The sequence below is a fragment of the Synechococcus sp. CS-1333 genome (genome assembly GCF_025128015.1).
Classification (GTDB): domain Bacteria; phylum Cyanobacteriota; class Cyanobacteriia; order PCC-6307; family Cyanobiaceae; genus MW101C3.
This window is the reverse complement of sequence record NZ_JAHLYO010000031.1, coordinates 66,549-84,346: the sequence shown is the minus strand read 5'-3', so window position 1 is coordinate 84,346 and position 17,798 is coordinate 66,549. Positions and strand designations below refer to the sequence as shown.

Annotated in this window: 17 protein-coding genes and 1 tRNA gene; 11 read left to right on the top strand and 7 right to left on the bottom strand. The window is 64.2% G+C overall.

What is annotated here, in order from left to right; all coding sequences use genetic code 11:
• Positions 1 to 52: 52 nt before the first annotated feature.
• The 4 genes from KQ303_RS12180 to KQ303_RS12165 form a co-directional block, all read right to left on the bottom strand.
• Positions 53 to 640, bottom strand: a complete 588-nt coding sequence (locus KQ303_RS12180; protein WP_259730492.1) for a hypothetical protein — start codon at positions 638 to 640, stop codon at positions 53 to 55.
• 262 nt (positions 641 to 902) lie between these two features.
• Entirely contained in the window at positions 903 to 2,588 is a 1,686-nt protein-coding gene (locus tag KQ303_RS12175; protein ID WP_259730491.1) for a carbon-nitrogen hydrolase family protein, read from the bottom strand.
• Between the two features lie 4 nt (positions 2,589 to 2,592).
• Positions 2,593 to 2,808: a hypothetical protein gene (locus tag KQ303_RS12170; RefSeq protein ID WP_259730490.1), complete on the bottom strand. Its 216-nt coding sequence runs from the start codon at positions 2,806 to 2,808 to the stop codon at positions 2,593 to 2,595.
• A gap of 133 nt (positions 2,809 to 2,941) precedes the next feature.
• Positions 2,942 to 3,532 carry a histidine phosphatase family protein gene (locus tag KQ303_RS12165; RefSeq protein WP_259730489.1) on the bottom strand — a complete coding sequence of 197 codons (591 nt, stop codon included), beginning with the start codon at positions 3,530 to 3,532 and terminating at the stop codon, positions 2,942 to 2,944.
• A gap of 434 nt (positions 3,533 to 3,966) precedes the next feature.
• Here KQ303_RS12165 and KQ303_RS12160 point away from each other — a divergent pair, with 434 nt between their 5' ends.
• Together KQ303_RS12160 and KQ303_RS12155 are read left to right on the top strand one after the other, a co-directional pair.
• Positions 3,967 to 5,058, top strand: coding sequence for a glycosyltransferase family 4 protein (locus KQ303_RS12160; RefSeq protein ID WP_259730488.1), 1,092 nt, complete (start codon positions 3,967 to 3,969; stop codon positions 5,056 to 5,058).
• Complete coding sequence (locus KQ303_RS12155; protein WP_259730487.1) at positions 5,051 to 7,168, top strand: glycogen debranching N-terminal domain-containing protein; 2,118 nt, start codon at positions 5,051 to 5,053, stop codon at positions 7,166 to 7,168. The genes KQ303_RS12160 and KQ303_RS12155 overlap by 8 nt, the downstream gene beginning before the upstream one ends.
• A gap of 60 nt (positions 7,169 to 7,228) precedes the next feature.
• On the opposite strand, the gene KQ303_RS12150 is transcribed toward KQ303_RS12155, so the two are convergent.
• On the bottom strand, positions 7,229 to 7,366 hold the full coding sequence (locus KQ303_RS12150; protein ID WP_259730486.1) for a hypothetical protein: 138 nt from the start codon (positions 7,364 to 7,366) through the stop codon (positions 7,229 to 7,231).
• Positions 7,367 to 7,436: 70 nt separating this feature from the next.
• Here KQ303_RS12150 and KQ303_RS12145 point away from each other — a divergent pair, with 70 nt between their 5' ends.
• The 3 genes from KQ303_RS12145 (at position 7,437) to KQ303_RS12135 (ending at position 11,071) form a co-directional block, all read left to right on the top strand.
• Entirely contained in the window at positions 7,437 to 8,489 is a 1,053-nt protein-coding gene (locus KQ303_RS12145; protein WP_259730485.1) for an ABC transporter substrate-binding protein, read from the top strand.
• Positions 8,490 to 9,453: 964 nt separating this feature from the next.
• Complete coding sequence (locus KQ303_RS12140; protein ID WP_259730484.1) at positions 9,454 to 9,912, top strand: hypothetical protein; 459 nt, start codon at positions 9,454 to 9,456, stop codon at positions 9,910 to 9,912.
• Between the two features lie 310 nt (positions 9,913 to 10,222).
• A complete protein-coding gene (locus KQ303_RS12135; protein ID WP_259730483.1) occupies positions 10,223 to 11,071 on the top strand; it encodes a shikimate dehydrogenase in 849 nt (282 codons plus the stop codon).
• A 63-nt stretch (positions 11,072 to 11,134) separates the two neighbouring features.
• Here KQ303_RS12135 and KQ303_RS12130 read toward each other — a convergent pair whose 3' ends face one another.
• Positions 11,135 to 12,214, bottom strand: a complete 1,080-nt coding sequence (locus KQ303_RS12130) for a DUF3616 domain-containing protein (RefSeq protein ID WP_259730482.1) — start codon at positions 12,212 to 12,214, stop codon at positions 11,135 to 11,137.
• Between the two features lie 846 nt (positions 12,215 to 13,060).
• On the opposite strand from KQ303_RS12130, the gene KQ303_RS12125 reads away from it, so the two are divergent.
• Positions 13,061 to 13,591: a GNAT family N-acetyltransferase gene (locus KQ303_RS12125; RefSeq protein ID WP_259730481.1), complete on the top strand. Its 531-nt coding sequence runs from the start codon at positions 13,061 to 13,063 to the stop codon at positions 13,589 to 13,591.
• A gap of 53 nt (positions 13,592 to 13,644) precedes the next feature.
• On the opposite strand, the gene KQ303_RS12120 is transcribed toward KQ303_RS12125, so the two are convergent.
• Positions 13,645 to 13,716 (bottom strand) — tRNA-Lys (locus tag KQ303_RS12120).
• Positions 13,717 to 13,778: 62 nt separating this feature from the next.
• Between KQ303_RS12120 and KQ303_RS12115 the strand changes: the two genes are divergently transcribed.
• The 5 genes from KQ303_RS12115 to KQ303_RS12095 are packed head-to-tail and all read left to right on the top strand — an operon-like array spanning position 13,779 to position 17,765.
• Complete coding sequence (locus KQ303_RS12115) at positions 13,779 to 14,330, top strand: gamma carbonic anhydrase family protein (RefSeq protein WP_259730480.1); 552 nt, start codon at positions 13,779 to 13,781, stop codon at positions 14,328 to 14,330.
• Between the two features lie 36 nt (positions 14,331 to 14,366).
• Positions 14,367 to 14,489: a photosystem II protein Y gene (locus tag KQ303_RS12110; RefSeq protein ID WP_094510999.1), complete on the top strand. Its 123-nt coding sequence runs from the start codon at positions 14,367 to 14,369 to the stop codon at positions 14,487 to 14,489.
• Positions 14,489 to 15,883 carry an FADH(2)-oxidizing methylenetetrahydrofolate--tRNA-(uracil(54)-C(5))-methyltransferase TrmFO gene (gene trmFO, locus KQ303_RS12105; protein ID WP_259730479.1) on the top strand — a complete coding sequence of 465 codons (1,395 nt, stop codon included), beginning with the start codon at positions 14,489 to 14,491 and terminating at the stop codon, positions 15,881 to 15,883. The genes KQ303_RS12110 and trmFO overlap by 1 nt, the downstream gene beginning before the upstream one ends.
• A gap of 24 nt (positions 15,884 to 15,907) precedes the next feature.
• Positions 15,908 to 17,461, top strand: a complete 1,554-nt coding sequence (gene crtH / locus KQ303_RS12100; RefSeq protein ID WP_259730478.1) for a carotenoid isomerase — start codon at positions 15,908 to 15,910, stop codon at positions 17,459 to 17,461.
• Positions 17,462 to 17,516: 55 nt separating this feature from the next.
• The gene (locus KQ303_RS12095) at positions 17,517 to 17,765 is read left to right on the top strand and encodes a hypothetical protein (RefSeq protein ID WP_259730477.1); all 249 of its coding nucleotides are present in this window, start codon (positions 17,517 to 17,519) and stop codon (positions 17,763 to 17,765) included.
• Positions 17,766 to 17,798 lie beyond the last annotated feature (33 nt).

The window sequence follows — 17,798 nt, the reverse complement described above, 5'->3', positions numbered from 1 at the left end:
TCAATCAAGTGGGGCCCATCATGTGAGCTCCATCGCCTGCGCCACCAGCCAATCAGAGACCCTGTTCACGGTAAAAGCGGCGGATCGCATCCTCTGCCACTTGAACCTGCGGGGCATCACAGGTTGAGGTCTTGCTGAAACGCTTGCCGGCCTTGTTGAAGTTGACGCGGCAACCACCCTCAAACTTCACCTGATGAATGCCAAGCAACAGGGGAACGATCTCAGGGGGATTGCCCGTGGATGACCCGCCACCGGAACTGGAAGCACCGCCTGCCGCACCTTTCGTGTAGGGGGCCGTATCCCAGAAGACAAAGATGGATTGCTTCTCCAACCGGTACACCTGCCCGCGCTTGCCATCGAGGATCTCGCGCTTGGCAGGCTCGCCACGCTCATCAACGTACGCATTGGGCGTGCTCTCGTTGGGCTTGAGCTCAATGGTCTGGCCGCCCTTGAGCCGAATAGAAACGAAGCCTTGCCGTTGGGAGAAGGTGCACAGCCCAGAAGAGGTGACCTTATCTTCTCCTGCAGGGAAAACGTCGCAGCGGGCATCAACAGTATCTGCCAGTGCTGGCGACGTGACCGCTAGAGCAGCAACACTCAGCAGGGATGCAGCAAAGCCATGAAGCGCTTTCACCTGCATAGCAATCACATCTGCAATGACTGTTTCACCATACCCGACTTATGCCTCAGAAAGACAAGCCGAAGACTGAGAAGACCTGAAGATCCAGCAGGCCACTGGACACAACAGACGGCCCAGATCCAACTCTTCGGCAGTGATCAGGCAGCCGCTGGGTAACCAACAGGGCGTCATCGGCGGGCTCTGGCAGCCATTGTGCGAGGCCCCAATCGCGCACCATACGCACAAACAATTGCGCGCACCACGCCCAACCGAACGCCGGCCCCTAAGGGCAGCGCACCATCCCGTGGCCAGCCTGGCGCCAGCTCTTGAAGCAGCTGTTCTCGGCCTCGAGCACCAGCGGGCGGAACAGATCGTTGCGTTGCCCATCGATCAGTTGCTGCTGGTTGATCCAGGTGCCGGGGTAAGGCACCACCGTGCGGTGGCGCACGGCAGCGGCGCCGGCAGCGGCCGTGAGGGTGGGCGTAGACACCACCGGCTCCGGTCCGAAGATGCCGGCGGGCGTGGAGGTGCCGGCGCGGCGGCCACCGCTCACCACCCACAGCTGGCCGAGCTTGGCGGCCAGGTAGGGATGCAGATCGGCGCGGCCGGTGGGGGGATCACTCACCGCATACAGCAGGGGGTCGATCTCCACCTTGAGGGCGGCAGGGGCACCGGCCGGGGCCGCCAGCAGATCGGCGCGCAGGCTCTGGTAGAGCCCGGTCACCTCCGTGACCGCCAGATCGCCCACCGTGGCCAGCCCCACCCTGCCCAGCGGCGTGGCCACCACCACCGGAGTGTCTCCGGCGCTGGCCCAGGCCCGCTCGGAAGCCGTCAGGTGGGTGGCGCGGTAGCGGCCCAGGATCGTGCCGGCCGGGCCAGCCAGGGCCACGGTGTGGAACACCTGGCCACCCTCACGCTCGGGGTAGCTGCCCACCAAGTAGCCGTTGCCGGCCTTAGCCCGCTGCGCCAACAATTGCTCGAAGGCGCCGCCGCGGCGCTCGGCCCGGCGCCGCAGCTCGGCGGCATCCAAGCCGGTGGGGAGGGCCGAGAGCTCCGGCAGCACCAGCAGCTCGTTGGGCTGGGGCTGGCTGCTGCTCAGCCGTGAAGGGCCGCTGCTCCACTGGGCTGCGGCCAGTTGCACCGGACGGCGGCTGGCGGTGGCGGTGACATCGACCGGCGCCCGGCGCAGCGCCAGCAGGGGGTTGTAGAGCGAGGGGCGGCGTGCAGCCAGACGCTGATCGCGCACAGCATCGGCATCAGCCGGGGTGATCGTGGCCGAAAAGATGCCATTGAGGCCAGGCGGCAGCACCTCGGGCGGTACCACCGGCGCTTGCACCAGCTTGCGTCCGCTGGGCGACCAGATGCTGGAGCCGCCGTTGTAATAGAGCTGGCTGCCGGTGATCGGATTGCGCTCGATGCCGCTGCGCGTGGCCCCCACCACCCACACGCCATTCAGTGCACTCATGTGCTGCACGCTGGCCACCGTGGAATGGTTCGAGCGCGCCTGGGCGGCCGGCGTGCCGGGCATCACCCGATCGGAAACGGAATGCCAGCCGATGATCTGCGCGCCCCGCAACGCCGCCAGTCGGTCGTACTGCCAGTAGGTGTCGTCGTAACAGATGATCAGGGCGATGCGCCCGATCGGCGTGTCAAAAACACCCACATCGGTGTCACCGGGGCCGAACAACTGCACGTCCTGGCCGTTCAGGCCATTCTTGCGGTACTTGCCGATGATTCCTTCAGGCCCCATCAACACAGCGGTGTTGTAGAAGAGCCCGGTGGCGCTGTCTTTCTCGGCAATGCCCACACTCATATAGAGGCCCGTGCGCTTGAGCACCGGCAGCAACGCCGCGGTGGCCTGCCCGGGAATGGTGTCCACAAAGGGAGCCAACTGGGCTGGGCCGGTGAAGTCGTAGCCACTGATCGCCGTTTCGGGAAACACGGCGTAGTTCACACCTTCAGCAGCCACCCGCTCAGTGGCCTTCAGCAGCCACCCGCTCAGTGGCCTGCACCAGCCGGCGGATGTTGCCATCGCGATCCCCCCAGGCGGGGATGAAATCCACCGCCGCCACCTTGATCGGCCGGCTGCCCACCTGAGCGTTGGCCGGCAACGCCATACTGCCCAGCAGGCCGGTGGTCATCAGGCCGAGCGAAGCAACGGCCAGGCGCTGCAGGGGAACTGCCGTCATGGTCAGACACCGGTGGAGGCCACGCCGAGGCAGGCGCGGTGGCTCAATCATGGGAGCGCAGTGCACGCCTGAGCGCGGATGCTGTTGATTGTCAACGCAGCGCCTGAAGCACCTGGGGAGTTCACGTGGAGAGTTACAGCGCTGCGGCGTTCCAACAGCCCAGTGCCGGCTCACCGGCATACCGGGAGAGGATCGAAAGCGTGGCAGTGTCGAGCAGAAAATGGCTGCCATGGCTCGGTGGCAGCCCGATCCAGCGCGCCGCCAGCACGCGCAACAGATGGCCATGGGCGAACACAGCCACCTTGCCGCCATGCGCACGCACCCGCTCAATCACCCGATCAGCGCGCGCGCCGATCTGCGCCGGACTCTCGCCCTCGGGGCAACCATCCCGGAACACCATCCAGCCGGGGGCCATGCACTGAATCTCAGCGGAGGTGATCCCCTCATAGGCGCCGTAATTCCATTCGCGCAGATCAGGGTCAACTGTGGCGTGCTCCGCCAGGCCCGCCAACTCACAGGTGCGCCTGGCCCGCTGCAGCGGACTCACCAGCACCAGCTCCACACCTAGACCAGCCAGGAGCGGCGCTAAAGCACCAGCTGCCCGCTCACCATTAGCCGTCAGGGGGATGTCGGTGTTGCCGGTGTGGCGGCCCGACAGGCTCCACTCCGTTTCGCCGTGGCGGATCAGCAGCACCTCACCAGCAGACAGTGATCGTGTTGCCATGGGCGGAAGCTGCGGCCTTGGAAAGTGTTGCCTGAAGCTGGCTCGCAGGCAAGGGTGGCGAGCAGCGGCACTCTCCACATGCCTTCAGGTTGCTCAACGGATGGCACCCACTGCCGAACACAGAAAGCTCACTGCGGAGCGTGAGCACCCCGGAATCCAGCGGGCATTCAGATCAACAGCACCAACGATGGATGGATGGAAAGCACAATCGATGACGGTGCTTTTCAGTTCTCATTACCACAACGACGGAGTAGCCGATGACACAACTCCTCGGATGGGAAAGAACATGAAATCAGCACACCGTACGCACTGATCCTGTTGTCGCTTTGCTCATCGTCATCGGGATTGTGTAGGAGCCCCTGCACGGCTGCAGCAGATATGCGGTAAGCCTGTGCAGTGCGGGTGGCGTGGGTATGGTCGGGATGAGCGGACCAATGAAGGATGAAGGCACAGATATGCGAATTGCCCAGATTTCAACCCTCCACGAAAGAGTTCCACCCATTGGTTACGGGGGCACCGAACGGGTGGTGCACTATCTCACCGAAGAGCTGGTGAGGCGTGGCCATGAGGTGGTGCTGTTTGCCAGTGGTGACTCCTTGACCAGCGCTCAGCTCTGCCCCTGTGTGCCGAAGGCCTTGCGCCTTGGCGGCCCAATGGGGGATCCCAGCGTGCACAACATGATCCAGCTCGATCATGTGATTGAGCAGCTCGACAGCTTCGATGTGCTTCATTTTCATAATGGACACTTTCACTTCCCCATCGGTGATCTGCTGGGTGTTCCACACTTGAGCACCATTCACGGGCCACTGCATGCACCGGAGCAGAAGATGCTCTACAACCACTTCAATCAGGTGCCGTTGGTATCGATTTCAGAAACCCAGCGCCTGCCCGTGCCTGCTGCCAACTGGCTCGGAACCGTGTACCACGGTCTCCCCAACGACCTCTACCGCTACGAAGCCACACCGGAGCCCTATCTGGTATTTGTGGGCCGTATTTCACCCGAAAAACGACTGGACCGTGCCATCGCCATCGCCACGGCCGTGGGCATGCCGCTGAAGGTGGCAGCGAAGATTGACCCGGTGGACGAGCCCTATTATCAAGCTCAGATCGAGCCGCTGCTGCGGGACAATCCCTTGGTGGAGCTGGTCGGAGAGGTGGATGATGCGGGAAAACAGGATCTGCTGGGAAATGCCTTCGCCTTGCTGTTTCCCATCGATTGGCCTGAGCCCTTCGGCCTTGTGATGATTGAGGCCAATGCCTGCGGCACTCCGGTGATAGCCTGGCGCAATGGATCAACACCTGAAGTGATCCGGGAAGGAGTGAATGGCTTCCTCGTGGATTCTATCGAGGACGCCATCGCTGCGGTGCATCAGGTGGAGCAGTTGGATCGCTCGAGGGTACGCAGCCACTTCGAGGTGTGCTTCTCGGTGAGCCGCCAGGCGGAAGACTATGAACAGCTCTACCGGCACCTGATCCAAGCCCGGCGCTGCCAGAGCCCCGCTCACCGCCTGTCGGTGCATGCCTGAACCGCTCCCTCCCTTCGTTCTAAAGAACGAGGAAACCTTCGCCGTTCTGGATTCACGCGGCGAGATCTGCCCCGAACTTCAGCATGATGCCGGCATCTTCCACCGTGGCACCCGGCACATCAGCCGGCTGCAGGTGTTGCTGTGGAACCAACCACCGATGGTGCTGAGCTCCACGGAGCTTGGCGCCATGGGCGTGATGGTGAGCCATCTCGCCAACAACGATGGCGGCAGCACCGGTTCAGCTGCGATGAGCATCCACCTGGAACGCAGCACCGTGCTCACAGCTACCGCCTGCCTGCAACAATTCAGCTTCACCAGCTATGAAGGCCGGCCGGTGAAGATGCCGCTCACCCTGCGGCTGGATGCCGACTTCCGCGACATCTTTGAGGTGCGGGGCTATCACCGGCCGCAGCGCGGCCGCACAGTGCGCCGCGGTAGCCACGGTGCTCTGGAGCTCGTCTACAGGGGCCTTGATGGGGAGGATCGGGTCACGGTGCTGCGCATGAGCGAGCCGATTGAGAACGTCAATGCCGAAGAGATCGGACTGGTGCTGACACTGGAGCCCAGGCAGAGCTTCCGGCTGTTCCTGGTGCTGGACTTCCATCCCGCTGCTGACGCAATGGGTGCAGAAGATCATTACAACGCCGCGATGTCCGCCACGATTCAGCGTTTCCGCGAGGCCCGCCGCAGCGCCGCCTCCGTAGTCAGCGACAATCCGGCCTTCAACAGCTGGTTGCTGCGCTCGTTCTCAGATGTGCACCTGTTGGCCAGCCAGGTGGAAGACGGCCTCTACCCCTATGCCGGCGTGCCCTGGTTCAGTTGTCCGTTCGGCCGAGATGGCCTGATCACAGCGCGCCAGATGCTGATGGTGGAGCCGCGCCTGGCTCGGGGCGTGCTGGGATTTCTGGCACGGCACCAGGCCCTCGTGGTGGATCCCGCCCACGACGAGGAACCCGGCAAGATCCTGCACGAATCGCGGCTGGGTGAAATGGCGGCACTGGGTGAAGTGCCATTCTCCAGTTATTACGGTGCCGTGGATTCCACGCCGCTGTTTCTGATGTTGGCGGGGGATTACCTCTGCCGCAGTGATGATCGCGATTTCATCGCTGGCCTGTTACCTGAACTGGAAGCGGCCATGGCCTGGATCCACAGGGCCGAAGCCAGCAGCAGCGACGGCTTCCTGCGCTACCTGCGCGCCGCCGCCGGCGGGTTGAGCAATCAGGGCTGGAAAGATTCAAACGATTCCATTCACCACGCCGATGGCCACCTGGCGGAGGGGTCCATCGCTCTCTGCGAGGTGCAGGCCTATGCCTATGGGGCTCGCCGCGCATTGGCCAGGATCTATCAATGCCTGGGCCGCAGCGGTGAAGCGGAAGTGCTGAGGGATGAAGCCGCTGCCTTGCGCCAACGCTTTCATACCGCTTTCTGGACGCCAGCGATTGATTCCTACGCTCTCGCTCTCGACGGCGAGAGCAGGCCTTGCATGGTGCGTGCCTCCAATGCCGGCCACTGCCTATGGACGGGTATCGCCACTCCGGAAGCAGCCGCGGCGGTGGCGAGGCACTTGATGGCCCCCACCAGCTTCAACGGCTGGGGAGTGCGCACCTTGGATGAACGGGAGAGGCGCTATAACCCGATGAGTTATCACAACGGGTCCGTATGGCCCCATGACAACGCCCTGATCGGCATGGGTCTGGCGCACTATGGGCACCGCTCCGAAGCACTGCGCATCCTCACCGGCCTGTTTGAAACCGCCAGTGTCGTGCCGATGTTCCGCCTGCCGGAGCTGTTCTGCGGATTTCAGCGCCGTGAAGAGGAAGGGCCCACCCTCTACCCAGTGGCGTGCAGCCCCCAGGCCTGGGCCAGCGCCAGTGTGTTCGGCCTGCTGGAGGCGGTCACCGGCATGTCGATCGAGCGTGAAGACGGCAGCAACAGGGTGCAGGTGCGCTTGCGCAACCCCTGCTTGCCGAAGGGGCTGAATCTACTGGACATCAATGGATTGCGGCTCGGGGAAGAAGAGATCAATCTGCAGTTCCACCGCAGCGAGCATGATGTGGGGGTGCTGGTGCGTAGCCGTACACCAGGCGTGGATGTGGTGATCATGAAGTGATGGAAAATGCCCGCTTGCGATGGGCATGGACATAGCTGCAGAGTTGCACTGCAGTCGTCCTCAATGGAGCGGCCCATCAAGGACGCCTTCGACACCAGCCGAGGCGGCATCTTCCACACCTTGAGCAGGTCTGGCGTAGGAGCCTTGGCATAATGCGCTGATGGCAAGGCAGCACATCTTCAGCAGAAATTCGACCATCAGGGGTTCGGTGGCGGGGCTGGGAACAGCCCTCCTGCTGGCGGTCGGGTCAGTCTTGCCGGCTGGTGCCGTGGAGTCGGTGCTGCGGGTCGGTGTCGTGGATGGCGCACCACCGTGCAGCTACCGCGATGCAGGCGCCTGGCGGGGTCTGGCCATCGATCTGTGGAACCGAATCGCCACCCGTGAACAATTGCCCTATGTGGTGTCGGAGTGGCCGTCCGTGCGGGAGATGTTGGAAGCCACCCGTCGGGGAAGCCTGGATGTGGCGGTGGGCTGCATCAACGTTTCGCCGGATCGCCTGGAAAAGTATCGCTTCAGTCTGCCGTTTCAGGAAGATGGGCTGGCAGTGATGGTGGTGCAGAGCCGGCTGGATCTTGGGCGCTCCTTCCTGACGGCCTTGCTGACACCCACACTGCTGCAATTGCTGGGCGGTTATCTGCTGGCGATCGGTGTGCTGTCTCTCCTGACCTGGCGCGTGGAGCACTACGGCCAGCAAGCTCAGACGCTCAGTTCCGGACAGCTGCGCAGCTTCAGCAAGGTGTTCCAGATTCTTGCCACCGGGCCGGGGAGTAACACCCTGGTGAGCACCACCCGGGGAAATGGTGTCGTGCTGATGGCCTACATGGTGCGCATTGTGTCGGCGTCGTTGCTGGTGGGTTATCTCACGGTGAATGTGGCACAGGAGGTACAGGGAAGCGCCGGCGGGAGCATCCGCTCGGAAGAAGATCTGCGTGGGCTGCGGGTGGGAGTGCGGCAGGGCACTGTCAGCGAAAGCCTATTGAAAGAGCTGAATACAGGCGGCACCGCAGCCAAGATTTCAATCGTGCCACTGAACAACATTCGAGCCGGCCTGGATCTACTCGTGACCCGGCGCATTGATGCATTGCTTGGCGATAATCTGCAGCTGAGCTACTTGCTGGTTCATTCTAAGGCGAAAGGCATTGTGCCGAGCTTGGCCCTGCAGGGGATCCGCCCGGAATCTCAGGCCTTCGCCTTTGCGCCAGACATGCCGGAAGCCACGGCAGAACGCATCGATCAATCCATCAGCGAATTGAAACGCAGCGGGCTGGTGAGCAACCTGCGCCAGCAAGCCATTGAACCTGGCTCAACGCAGAGGCGATAATCTGGAGCTGGCGGGCTATGTGTCGCGGATGCGAACTGCCCTCTTGCCTTGTAGACAAGTCAACTGGTTAGGCACAACAGGGGACTGCCGCTTGAAAGTGATAAAGACCTGCCAGCTGAAGGCAAAGCCGTCAATCAGCTTCGACGCACTCTCCAGTGACTGACACTCCAAGGCCCTGATTGGGGCCAGGCTCCAACCCCCTGGCAAACCGGTACTGCACCAGTGAAGGATCGACTTGCCAGAGGTTTGTGATCGCAGGAGGCGAAGAGGTGAGCCATGGCGAACCCCCGGCAGGCAGAGGCACCTAGAAGCAACGTCTGGCAGGAGCTCGCCAGCAAGATTGATCGTTCCAGAGTTCACCTTGCTGACCACGTGCCTCATCCCGTGTTGCACGAACGATTCCGTATTCGTGCATGCCATGTGGATCTCACCTATCCGTTCGTGCTGAGCTAGAGCCTGCTTGAGGCACTGACTCGTGGAGCCGTCGCGATCGGCTCGGGCAGTGCCCTTGTACAGGAAGTGATTGAATCAGGCAGCAGTGGATGACTTGTGAATGTCTTTGATGGAAAAGGCTTGGCTCATACCATCGCCAATGTTCTTGAATGCGCGCCATATAATTTCTACATTTGCCTCCCATTCCATGGCCCTTCAGTGTCCGAATTGCCGAAGTCGATCCGTTCGATTGGACAGAAGCCTTGCCGGGCGCTCTGTTTGCGCTGTCTGTGGTGTGCCGATGCGTCAAGAGCAACAAAGGCAAAACCGGCAACGGTCCCAGTCCATCCAGGCCTTGTCTGTGAAATGGAGGTGGAATGCTTCGCCGCAAACTCTCATGGCCTGGTTAGGCGTGGCTGCATTGCTTGGATCCTATGCCTATCTGGCTTCGAACCCACGAGCGCTTCACCAATGGCTCGCTCCCTACAGCCCATCCACGAGGAATTCCTGGTGGCTTCAGACACCAGCAGATGTGGAGGTGCTGATCGGCAAAGCACAAGCCGGCGATCAGGAGATGGTTGCTCCGACTGTTCACGCCAATATCCGCGAGCTGATTGCTCGCCTTCAAGCTAAAGGAGTTCGCGTGCTGATCAGCGGCAATGTGACGGACGGTGCTGCCGGAGTCTGGGACCCAGGGGTGGCAGAAGTCAGAATCAAGCCTTCAGCAGTTGCACTGGGAAGCAACATTCTGGTTGAGATCCTTGCCCACGAATCCGCCCATGTTGCACAGTCCTGCCGCGCTGGTGGTCTTGGCAGAAATAGTGAACCCATGGGAATTCAGGTGTTTCCGGCAGAGAGGTTTAAAGACCAACTGAATTCACCTCTGTACCGAGGCCATGTGTCCACAAAGGTCATTGAGCTTGAGGCCTTCACGGTGGGCACCAATCCTCCATGGGCCATCAAATTGCCGGATCATTACTGCAAGGGGTAATACAAAGAACTCCATTGAAGTGATTGACCAGCAAGACGCTCCACCCCCACCCGCCCCCTAAGCAGGAGCAATCGCCCTCAGCAGCGAATGCACGACTGAAAACGATCAGCACTTAACGGGCGACCTGATTCCAACGGATGGGCAAATGGTTAGCTCCAGTCCAACGTGGCGCGGGCTTCGATTGGCAACCTCCACAGTCCATTGCCATGGTCAAAGCAATGGATTGTGTCCCCAGGCCGATGTCACCTTGTTGCCAGCATGGATCCGTTCTGGCCAACGCTGCGAGGCTGGAGCTTGCAGCACCGCCGCCATGATCCCTCCCCAGAAGCAGATGACCGGCATGCTCGGCCACCCGGTGGCGGAGAACCCGATTGATCTGATGTTTGACGCGGTGTATGCCCACTACGGCTTGAACTGGCAGTTCTGGAAGAACGACATCGCCAACGAACTGGATCTGGCCCTGGCGGTGAAGGCTCTGGTGCCCCTCGGTTACCGCGGCGTGGGCATCACCGTGCCCTACAAGGTGGCGGTGATGCCGTTGCTTGATGCTGTCGATGCCGATGTGCAGGCCATCGGCGCCGCCAACTACCTCACGATCGAAGAGGGCCGCCTGATCGGCCACAACAACGACGGCAAGGGAGTAGTGAAGGCGATCGAAAAGGTGGCGTCCCTGGCAGGGCAACGGGTGGTGATGCTGGGAGCCGGTGGTGCCGGTCGGGCGATGGCGGTGGAGCTGGCCTGGGCTGGCGCCTCCCATCTCACCCTGGTCACGCGGCGGCAGGAGCAGGGCGAAGAGGTGGCCCACACCGTGACCCGCGCCTCCGGGGTGCCGGCGGTGTGGCAGCCCTGGCAGGGAGAGGTGGCCGTACCGGCGGGCACCACCCTGTTGATGAATGCCACCCACCTGGGTTGCGCGCCCGAGCTGGAGCCCATCCCTGTGCAATGGGTCACGGTCGATCCCGGCTGCGTGGTGGTGGATGTGATCACCAACCCCCGCATCACACCGTTCCTGGCCACAGCGCGTGGGCGGGGCTGCCCGGTGGTGGATGGCGTGGAGATGCTGGTGCAGCTCGCTATGCAGATCTTCGAGCGCTGGACCGGCCTGCCCCCGGAAGAGGAGGTATTCCAGCGAGCGGTGGCTGCTGCGCTGGGTGAGTAAGGAAGAATCCAAAAGAAAGGAGAAGAGATTCCAGCGACACCCGAACGCAGCATCCAGCGCGCCTTACTCCGGCACCACAAACCCCTCAAGCTGGGTGCACAGGCCTGGACCCTCGCCGCGCGCCACCGTGGGGTCGTCGTAGGCCACCCAGGCGAGCAGATGGCCGTCGCGGCGTTGCACATCGAGGCCTTCCGGCTTGTCGCTGCCCTGATCCGGCCGACCAGGGAGGCCATCACGGATCCACAGCAGCGGCTCCGGCTGCTCCACCGTCAGGCCAGGGGTGGGGGCGGAGTCGTCGGGGCGGAGGGCATGGCGCCAGCGGTAGATGTAACAAGGGCCCGCCAGGGTCATGGTCGGGCCGGCCAGCACCAGCACGTCGTCGCTGCCGGGCACCACGGCCAGATCCCGCACCGCCAGGCCGCTGAGCTGCAGATGGCGGCAGCGCCAGCGCTCAAGGCTGAGGGTGGGGCCGTCGCCATTCAGCCCACCCAGCCGCAGGTCAACCACCAGGGCGATGCCCCGCAACACCGGACCGCGCAACCCGACCAACACCCGATCGCCGCGGGCGGCGATGCCTTCGATGTCGAGGCCGTTGTCCTTGCTGGGAATCATCAGAAACGGGGCGAGCCGCGGATCAGTCGCCAGAGCCGCCGTGAGGGCATCGCGCGGAGCGGCCGGATCGAACGCCAAACGCTGACCTGTCACAGGCCGGCCCTCGCTATCCAGCCGCAGGCAGCCGAGCACATGGGCGTTGCAGCTCTGCTTGTCATGCAGGCCCAGCGGTTCACCCTTGTCGTCGTCGTGCTTCCGGCGCCGCAGGCTGTGGGAACCCACCAGCCAGAGCCGATCCGCATCGAGCGACAGTCCCTCGATGTCCGATTCGCCGCTGTCTTTACCGCCAGCCAGGCCGAAATCCTTGAGCTTCAGCTCGCAAAGCTCGCCGTAGCGGTGCTCATCCAGGCGCTTGAGCCGGTAAAGGCTGCGGCCCTCATCTCCGCCCAGCCAGAGGATCCCATCGCGGGAAGCCAAGGCGGAGAGATTCTGCTGCAGATCTTCTGTCTTCTCGTCACCGGAAAGGCCCAGCTCAAGCAGGCGCTGCTGGCTCGAGGCGGCCAGGGGCAGGTCACTTTCAGAACGATGCATCGGTGGGGATGGAGACAACAGGCATGCCGCAGCTTTGACTCAGAGGGAAGGCGACCAGACGTTCCATGGGTGTGTCAGGCCCATGACGGCAAAAGGGCCACTTCGGTGATCTGGCGCGATCGGAATCGCCAGGAGTTGCGGGGTGCTGAGCCGTGGCAACTGACAACAGTCCTGTCCCGCGGGACCATCCACACCAACAGGCTGCTTCCACTACGGGAACGGTGCGAAGGTAGCGCAACTGAGGAAGAAAGGACGAAGCGGCGGCAGGTCAAGACCGCCACGAAGCGAGCTCAAGCGATGGGCGATCGATACCAGCGAGGTGACAGCGCCGGATCTCCACACTGTCAGCCCCATGGGTGCCAGGGCGGGTCGTTCCCGGTCAGCAAAGAAGGGCAACAATTCGCCGGCCTGGCGCATGCAGAGACAACGCCCCGATCTCATAGGGCTGCTGATCCAAAAGGAAAAGCAGCGCATGCCCTGGCTCATTCCTGTGCGTCTCTATAGCTTCTTCCGAGGATCGGCTCAATGCTGAATCGAGCAGCGTGATCCTGCAGCAACACCTGCACGATGTGGTGAAGGCCGCGAAGCTGTGTAACCGCCGCCATGCTGTGCGCAAGCTCTGCTTTGCACCAATCCACGGGCAGCTTGCCCGTCGGTGACGACCCGGATTGTGGTGCGTGATCCGACCCTGCCTCTGGACAGGCACGCTGGGACGTCCTGCCAGCTGGCTGACCATCGGGCGATGGGTATTGCTGATCCCCACGCGATTGGTCTCACTGATGTCCGATGCCATGGGCGGTGGCGAGCAGCGCCACCCGGCCAGCGCCAGGATGCCCTGGCTCTTCCGTGCTGCTGCTCCCGGTGGCGTTCCCGCTGCAGATCCGCCCGTTTGAAGCACCCAACTGGCCAGCGGTATGGGGGCTGCTGGAGCCGGTGTTCCGCGCCGGCGACACCTTCCCCCATGACCCCGCCATCACAGAGGCGCAGGCTCGCGCTTCATGGCTGGAGCAGACCCAGTCCGTGATGGTGGCCGCAGATGCGGCTGGGTCGTTGGTGGGCACTTACTACATCAAGCCCAATACGCTCTGCCTCGGCGCCCATGTGGCCAATGCCGGCTATGTCGTGGCGCAGCACTGCCGCCGCCAGGGCGTGGGCACGCGCCTCTGCCAGCACTCGCTGCAGACGGCCCGGCGCCTGGGGTACCGGGCCATGCAGTTCAACCTGGTGGTGAGCACGAACCTCGCTGGCATCAGCTGTTGGCAGACCAACGGCTTTCGTGTCGTCGGCACCCTGCCCGGGGCCTTTCACCACAAGCGGCTGGGCGATGTGGACGCCCTGGTGATGTTCCAGACCCTGACGGAGGAAGCACCCCCATGACAGGAATCCTGGGGCCGGTCTTGAAGAAGCCTGGGGCCCGTCTTGAAAAGGTATGGGTCGCCTGAGATTCGAACTCAGGACCAATCGGTTAAAAGCCGAGTGCTCTACCGCTGAGCTAGCGACCCGCCCAACTGGGCACCAAGGGAACGTATCACAGGGAGAATGAGCGCTGTTGGCGCCCCGTTCCGTGCCCCAAGCCCCCTGGCCTGAGCCCTCCGTGCACCCCGAAGCCTGGGTGGCGCCGGAAGCGGTGGTGATCGGGGATGTGCAACTGGCGGCCGGCGCGAGCGTGTGGCCCATGGCCGTGCTGCGAGCAGATCTTGCCCCGATCCGGGTGGGAGAGAACAGCAACGTGCAGGACGGGGCCGTGCTGCACGGCGATCCGGGCCAGGGGGTCTGGATCGGCGAGGAGGTGACTGTGGGCCACCGGGCGGTGGTGCATGGCGCCACGCTCAAAGACGGCTGCCTGGTGGGCATCGGCGCCGTGGTGCTGAACGGGGTCACGGTGGGGGAGGGAGCCCTGGTGGCCGCCGGGGCGGTCGTCACCAAAGATGTGCCGCCGCGCACCCTGATGGCCGGGGTGCCGGCCCAGGCGCGCCGCACGCTGAGCGACGTCGAAGCTGCTGAACAGCGTCAGCACGCCCGCCGTTACCGCAGCCTCGCCGAGGCCCATGCCGGGCGCGGGCCGATTGCTGAGAAATGGCTCAACCCCCCCGATCCGAACGAAGCCGGCGCCTGAGCTCCGTAAGATTCATCCACACTTCGCCCCTTCCCGATGGACGCTCGGCTCCTGCTGGTTGCTACCCCGATCCTGCTGGCCGTGGGCTGGGCCGTGTTCAACATCGGCCGTGCGGCGGTCGGCCAGCTGCAACTCATGCTCAAGCGTTCCCGCGCCTGATGGTCTGGGTGATCGGTGCCGGCCTGGCCGGTACTGAAGCGGCCTGGCAGATCGCCCGTGCGGGGGTTCCCGTGCGGGTGGTTGAAATGCGGCCGGTGCGGCGCTCGCCGGCCCACCACAGCGCCGAGTGCGGCGAGCTGGTGTGTAGCAACAGTTTCGGCGCCCTCTCGGCCGATCGGGCTGCGGGCCTGCTGCAGCAGGAGTTGCGCCAGCTCGGATCCTTGGTGATCGGCACCGCCGACAGACATGCCGTGCCCGCCGGTGGGGCCCTGGCGGTCGACCGCGGCCGCTTCAGCGGCGCACTCACCGCAGCGCTGGAAGCCCATCCCCTGATCACCCTGGAGCGCAGCGAGCAGCTGATGTTGCCGCCGCCCGGGGAGATCGCCGTGCTGGCCACCGGTCCGCTCACCAGTGAACCGCTGGCAGATGATCTGCTGCGCTTCACTGGCCGCGCCTCCTGTCACTTCTTCGATGCCGCCAGCCCGATCGTGGAGGGCGACGGCATTGACATGGCCGTGGCCTTTCGCGCCAGCCGCTACGACAAAGGCGACGCTGACTACATCAACTGCCCGATGAACAAGGAGCAGTACCTCGCTTTCCGTGAGGCACTGCTGAGCGCCGAGCAGGCCGAACTGAAGGATTTCGAGCAAGAAAGCGCCCACTTCTTTGAAGGCTGCCTGCCGATCGAGGAGCTGGCCCGCCGCGGCGAAGACACCATGCGCTACGGGCCGCTCAAGCCGATCGGCCTGTGGGATCCCCGCTGGGGCGACCTCTACGACGCCGATGTGCGTCGAGCCCGGCGGGCCTACGCCGTGGTGCAGCTGCGCCAGGAAGACCGGGACGGCCAGCTCTGGAACCTGGTGGGCTTTCAGACCAATCTCAAGTGGGGCGAGCAGAAGCGGGTGCTGCGCATGATCCCGGGCCTGGAAAACGCCAGCTTCGTGCGCTTCGGCGTGATGCATCGCAACACCTTCCTGGAAGCGCCCCAGCTGCTTGATGCCACCCTGCAGTTCCGCCAGCGCCCCAGCCTGCTGGCGGCCGGGCAGATCACCGGCACCGAGGGCTATGCGGCGGCGGTGGCCGGCGGCTGGCTCGCCGGCACCAACGCCGCCCGGCTGGCCTTGGGCCAGGCACCGATCTGCCTGCCCGCCACCACCATGGCCGGCGCCCTCACCCACTTCATCGCCACCGCGCCCAGCGAGCGCTTCCAGCCGATGCCGCCCAATTTCGGCCTGATGCCGGAGCTGCCGGAGCGCATCCGCGACAAACGCCGCCGCTACGGCGCTTACCGCGACCGCGCCCTGGCGGACCTCGCCCCCTTCACGGCACCATCCTCAGCAGCGTTCACGGCTGATCCGGCCGTCACTCCCGGGGCCGACCTGGCGCTTGCCTAGCCTCGGCGCACCGGCAACATCCCCGTGCAGCAGACGAGCGTCAACACCTCCCCGGTGGCGGGCGGCGAGGCCTTGGATGCGGTGGTGATCGGCTCAGGCATCGGCGGGCTGGTGACGGCCAGCCAGCTGGCGGCCAAGGGGGCGAAGGTGCTGGTGCTGGAGCGCTACCTGATCCCGGGGGGCTCCGGCGGCAGCTTTCAGCGCGAGGGCTACACCTTTGATGTGGGCGCCTCGATGATCTTCGGCTTCGGCGAGAAGGGGCACACCAACCTGCTCACCCGCGCCCTCGCCGATGTGGGTGAACGGCAGGACACGATCCCTGACCCCGCCCAGCTCGAATACCACCTGCCCGGCGGTCTCAACGTGGCGGTCGACCGCGACTACAACAGCTTCATCGCCCGGCTCACGGCCCTGTTTCCGCACGAAGCCACTGGCATCCGCGCCTTCTACGACACCTGCTGGCAGGTGTTCCGCTGCCTCGATGCCATGCCGCTCCTCTCCCTGGAGGATCCGGCCTATCTGGCCAAGGTGTTCTTCAGAGCGCCCCTGGCCTGCCTGGGCCTGGCCCGCTGGCTGCCGGTGAACGTTGGCGATGTGGCGCGCCGGCATATCAGCGATCCGGCCCTGCTCAAGTTCATCGACATGGAGTGCTTCTGCTGGTCAGTGATGCCGGCCGATCGCACGCCGATGATCAACGCCGGCATGGTGTTCTCCGATCGCCATGCCGGCGGCATCAACTACCCGCGCGGTGGTGTCGGCACGATCGCCGAGCACCTGGTGCGCGGGCTGGAGCGCCACGGCGGCGCCATCCGCTACCGCAGCAGGGTCACCAGGGTGGTGCTGGAGGGCGGCGAGGCGGTGGGGGTGGAGCTGGCCGGCGGTGAAACGATCCGCGCCCGGCGGGTGATCTCCAATGCCACCCGCTGGGACACCTTCGGCAGCCTGGTCGACGCCGCCCACACACCGGCTGCGGAAACGGTCTGGCGGCGGCGCTACAAACCCTCGGCGTCGTTCCTCTCGCTTCACCTGGGCGTGAAGGCGGAGGTGATTCCGGCGGGCAGTCATTGCCACCACCTGATGCTGGAGCGCTGGGAAGACATGGAGGCGGAGCAGGGCACGGTGTTCGTCTCGATTCCCACCCTGCTGGATCCGGCCCTGGCGCCGCCTGGCAACCACATCGTGCACGCCTTCACCCCGTCGGCGATTGACACCTGGACAGAGCTGGGGCCCACGGCCTACGCGCAGGCCAAGCAGGCCGCCGCCGATCGCCTCATCCGCCGCCTGGAAACCTTCCTGCCAGGCCTTGGCGCGGCCATCACCCACCGAGAGGTGGGCACACCCCGCAGCCACCGCCGCTTCCTGGGCCGGCATCAGGGCAGCTATGGCCCGATTCCGGCGCTGCGGCTGCCAGGTCTGCTGCCGATGCCGTTCAACCGCACCGGTATTCCGGGGCTCTATTGCGTGGGGGATTCCTGCTTCCCCGGCCAGGGGCTCAACGCCGTGGCCTTCAGCGGCTTCGCCTGCGCGCACCGGGTCGGCGCCGATCTGGGCCTCAACCCCTGGGCACTGCCGGACTGACGCCACAGGCCCGCGCCCCGCTGCCTAAGATTGTTTCAATTCACAACAACTCTTGATGTCAGCCAGGCCCAACCCCAGCTCCGAGGAGCTGGCGCGCTATCTGGAGCAGCAGGGCATGCTCACCAAGCCGTGGCTGCTGATGCAGCTGCGGCTCAGCAAGCTCAGGGAGGAAAAAGACTCCATGACCACCGACGAGTACATCCAACGGGTGCAGGACGCCCACACCGATCTGATGCGGATCGGCGCCTTCTGGAAGGGCCAGGAGCGGAAGGTGTTCGGCGCCGGCGGCGGCCAGGCGGCCTGATCCCTCTCAGGACACCCGCTGTTGAACCGCTCC

Bases quoted from the DNA above. Each gene is read 5' to 3' on its own strand.
- trmFO (WP_259730479.1), top strand. From the start codon at position 14,489: ATGGTCTGGGTGATCGGTGCCGGCCTGGCCGGTACTGAAGCGGCCTGG.
- KQ303_RS12180 (WP_259730492.1), bottom strand. From the start codon at position 640: ATGCAGGTGAAAGCGCTTCATGGCTTTGCTGCATCCCTGCTGAGTGTT.
- KQ303_RS12160 (WP_259730488.1), top strand. From the start codon at position 3,967: ATGAAGGATGAAGGCACAGATATGCGAATTGCCCAGATTTCAACCCTC.
- KQ303_RS12095 (WP_259730477.1), top strand. From the start codon at position 17,517: ATGTCAGCCAGGCCCAACCCCAGCTCCGAGGAGCTGGCGCGCTATCTG.
- KQ303_RS12155 (WP_259730487.1), top strand. From the start codon at position 5,051: ATGCCTGAACCGCTCCCTCCCTTCGTTCTAAAGAACGAGGAAACCTTC.
- KQ303_RS12165 (WP_259730489.1), bottom strand. From the start codon at position 3,532: ATGGCAACACGATCACTGTCTGCTGGTGAGGTGCTGCTGATCCGCCAC.
- KQ303_RS12110 (WP_094510999.1), top strand. From the start codon at position 14,367: ATGGACGCTCGGCTCCTGCTGGTTGCTACCCCGATCCTGCTGGCCGTG.
- KQ303_RS12130 (WP_259730482.1), bottom strand. From the start codon at position 12,214: ATGCATCGTTCTGAAAGTGACCTGCCCCTGGCCGCCTCGAGCCAGCAG.
- KQ303_RS12150 (WP_259730486.1), bottom strand. From the start codon at position 7,366: ATGGTCGAATTTCTGCTGAAGATGTGCTGCCTTGCCATCAGCGCATTA.
- KQ303_RS12170 (WP_259730490.1), bottom strand. From the start codon at position 2,808: ATGACGGCAGTTCCCCTGCAGCGCCTGGCCGTTGCTTCGCTCGGCCTG.
- KQ303_RS12135 (WP_259730483.1), top strand. From the start codon at position 10,223: ATGATCCCTCCCCAGAAGCAGATGACCGGCATGCTCGGCCACCCGGTG.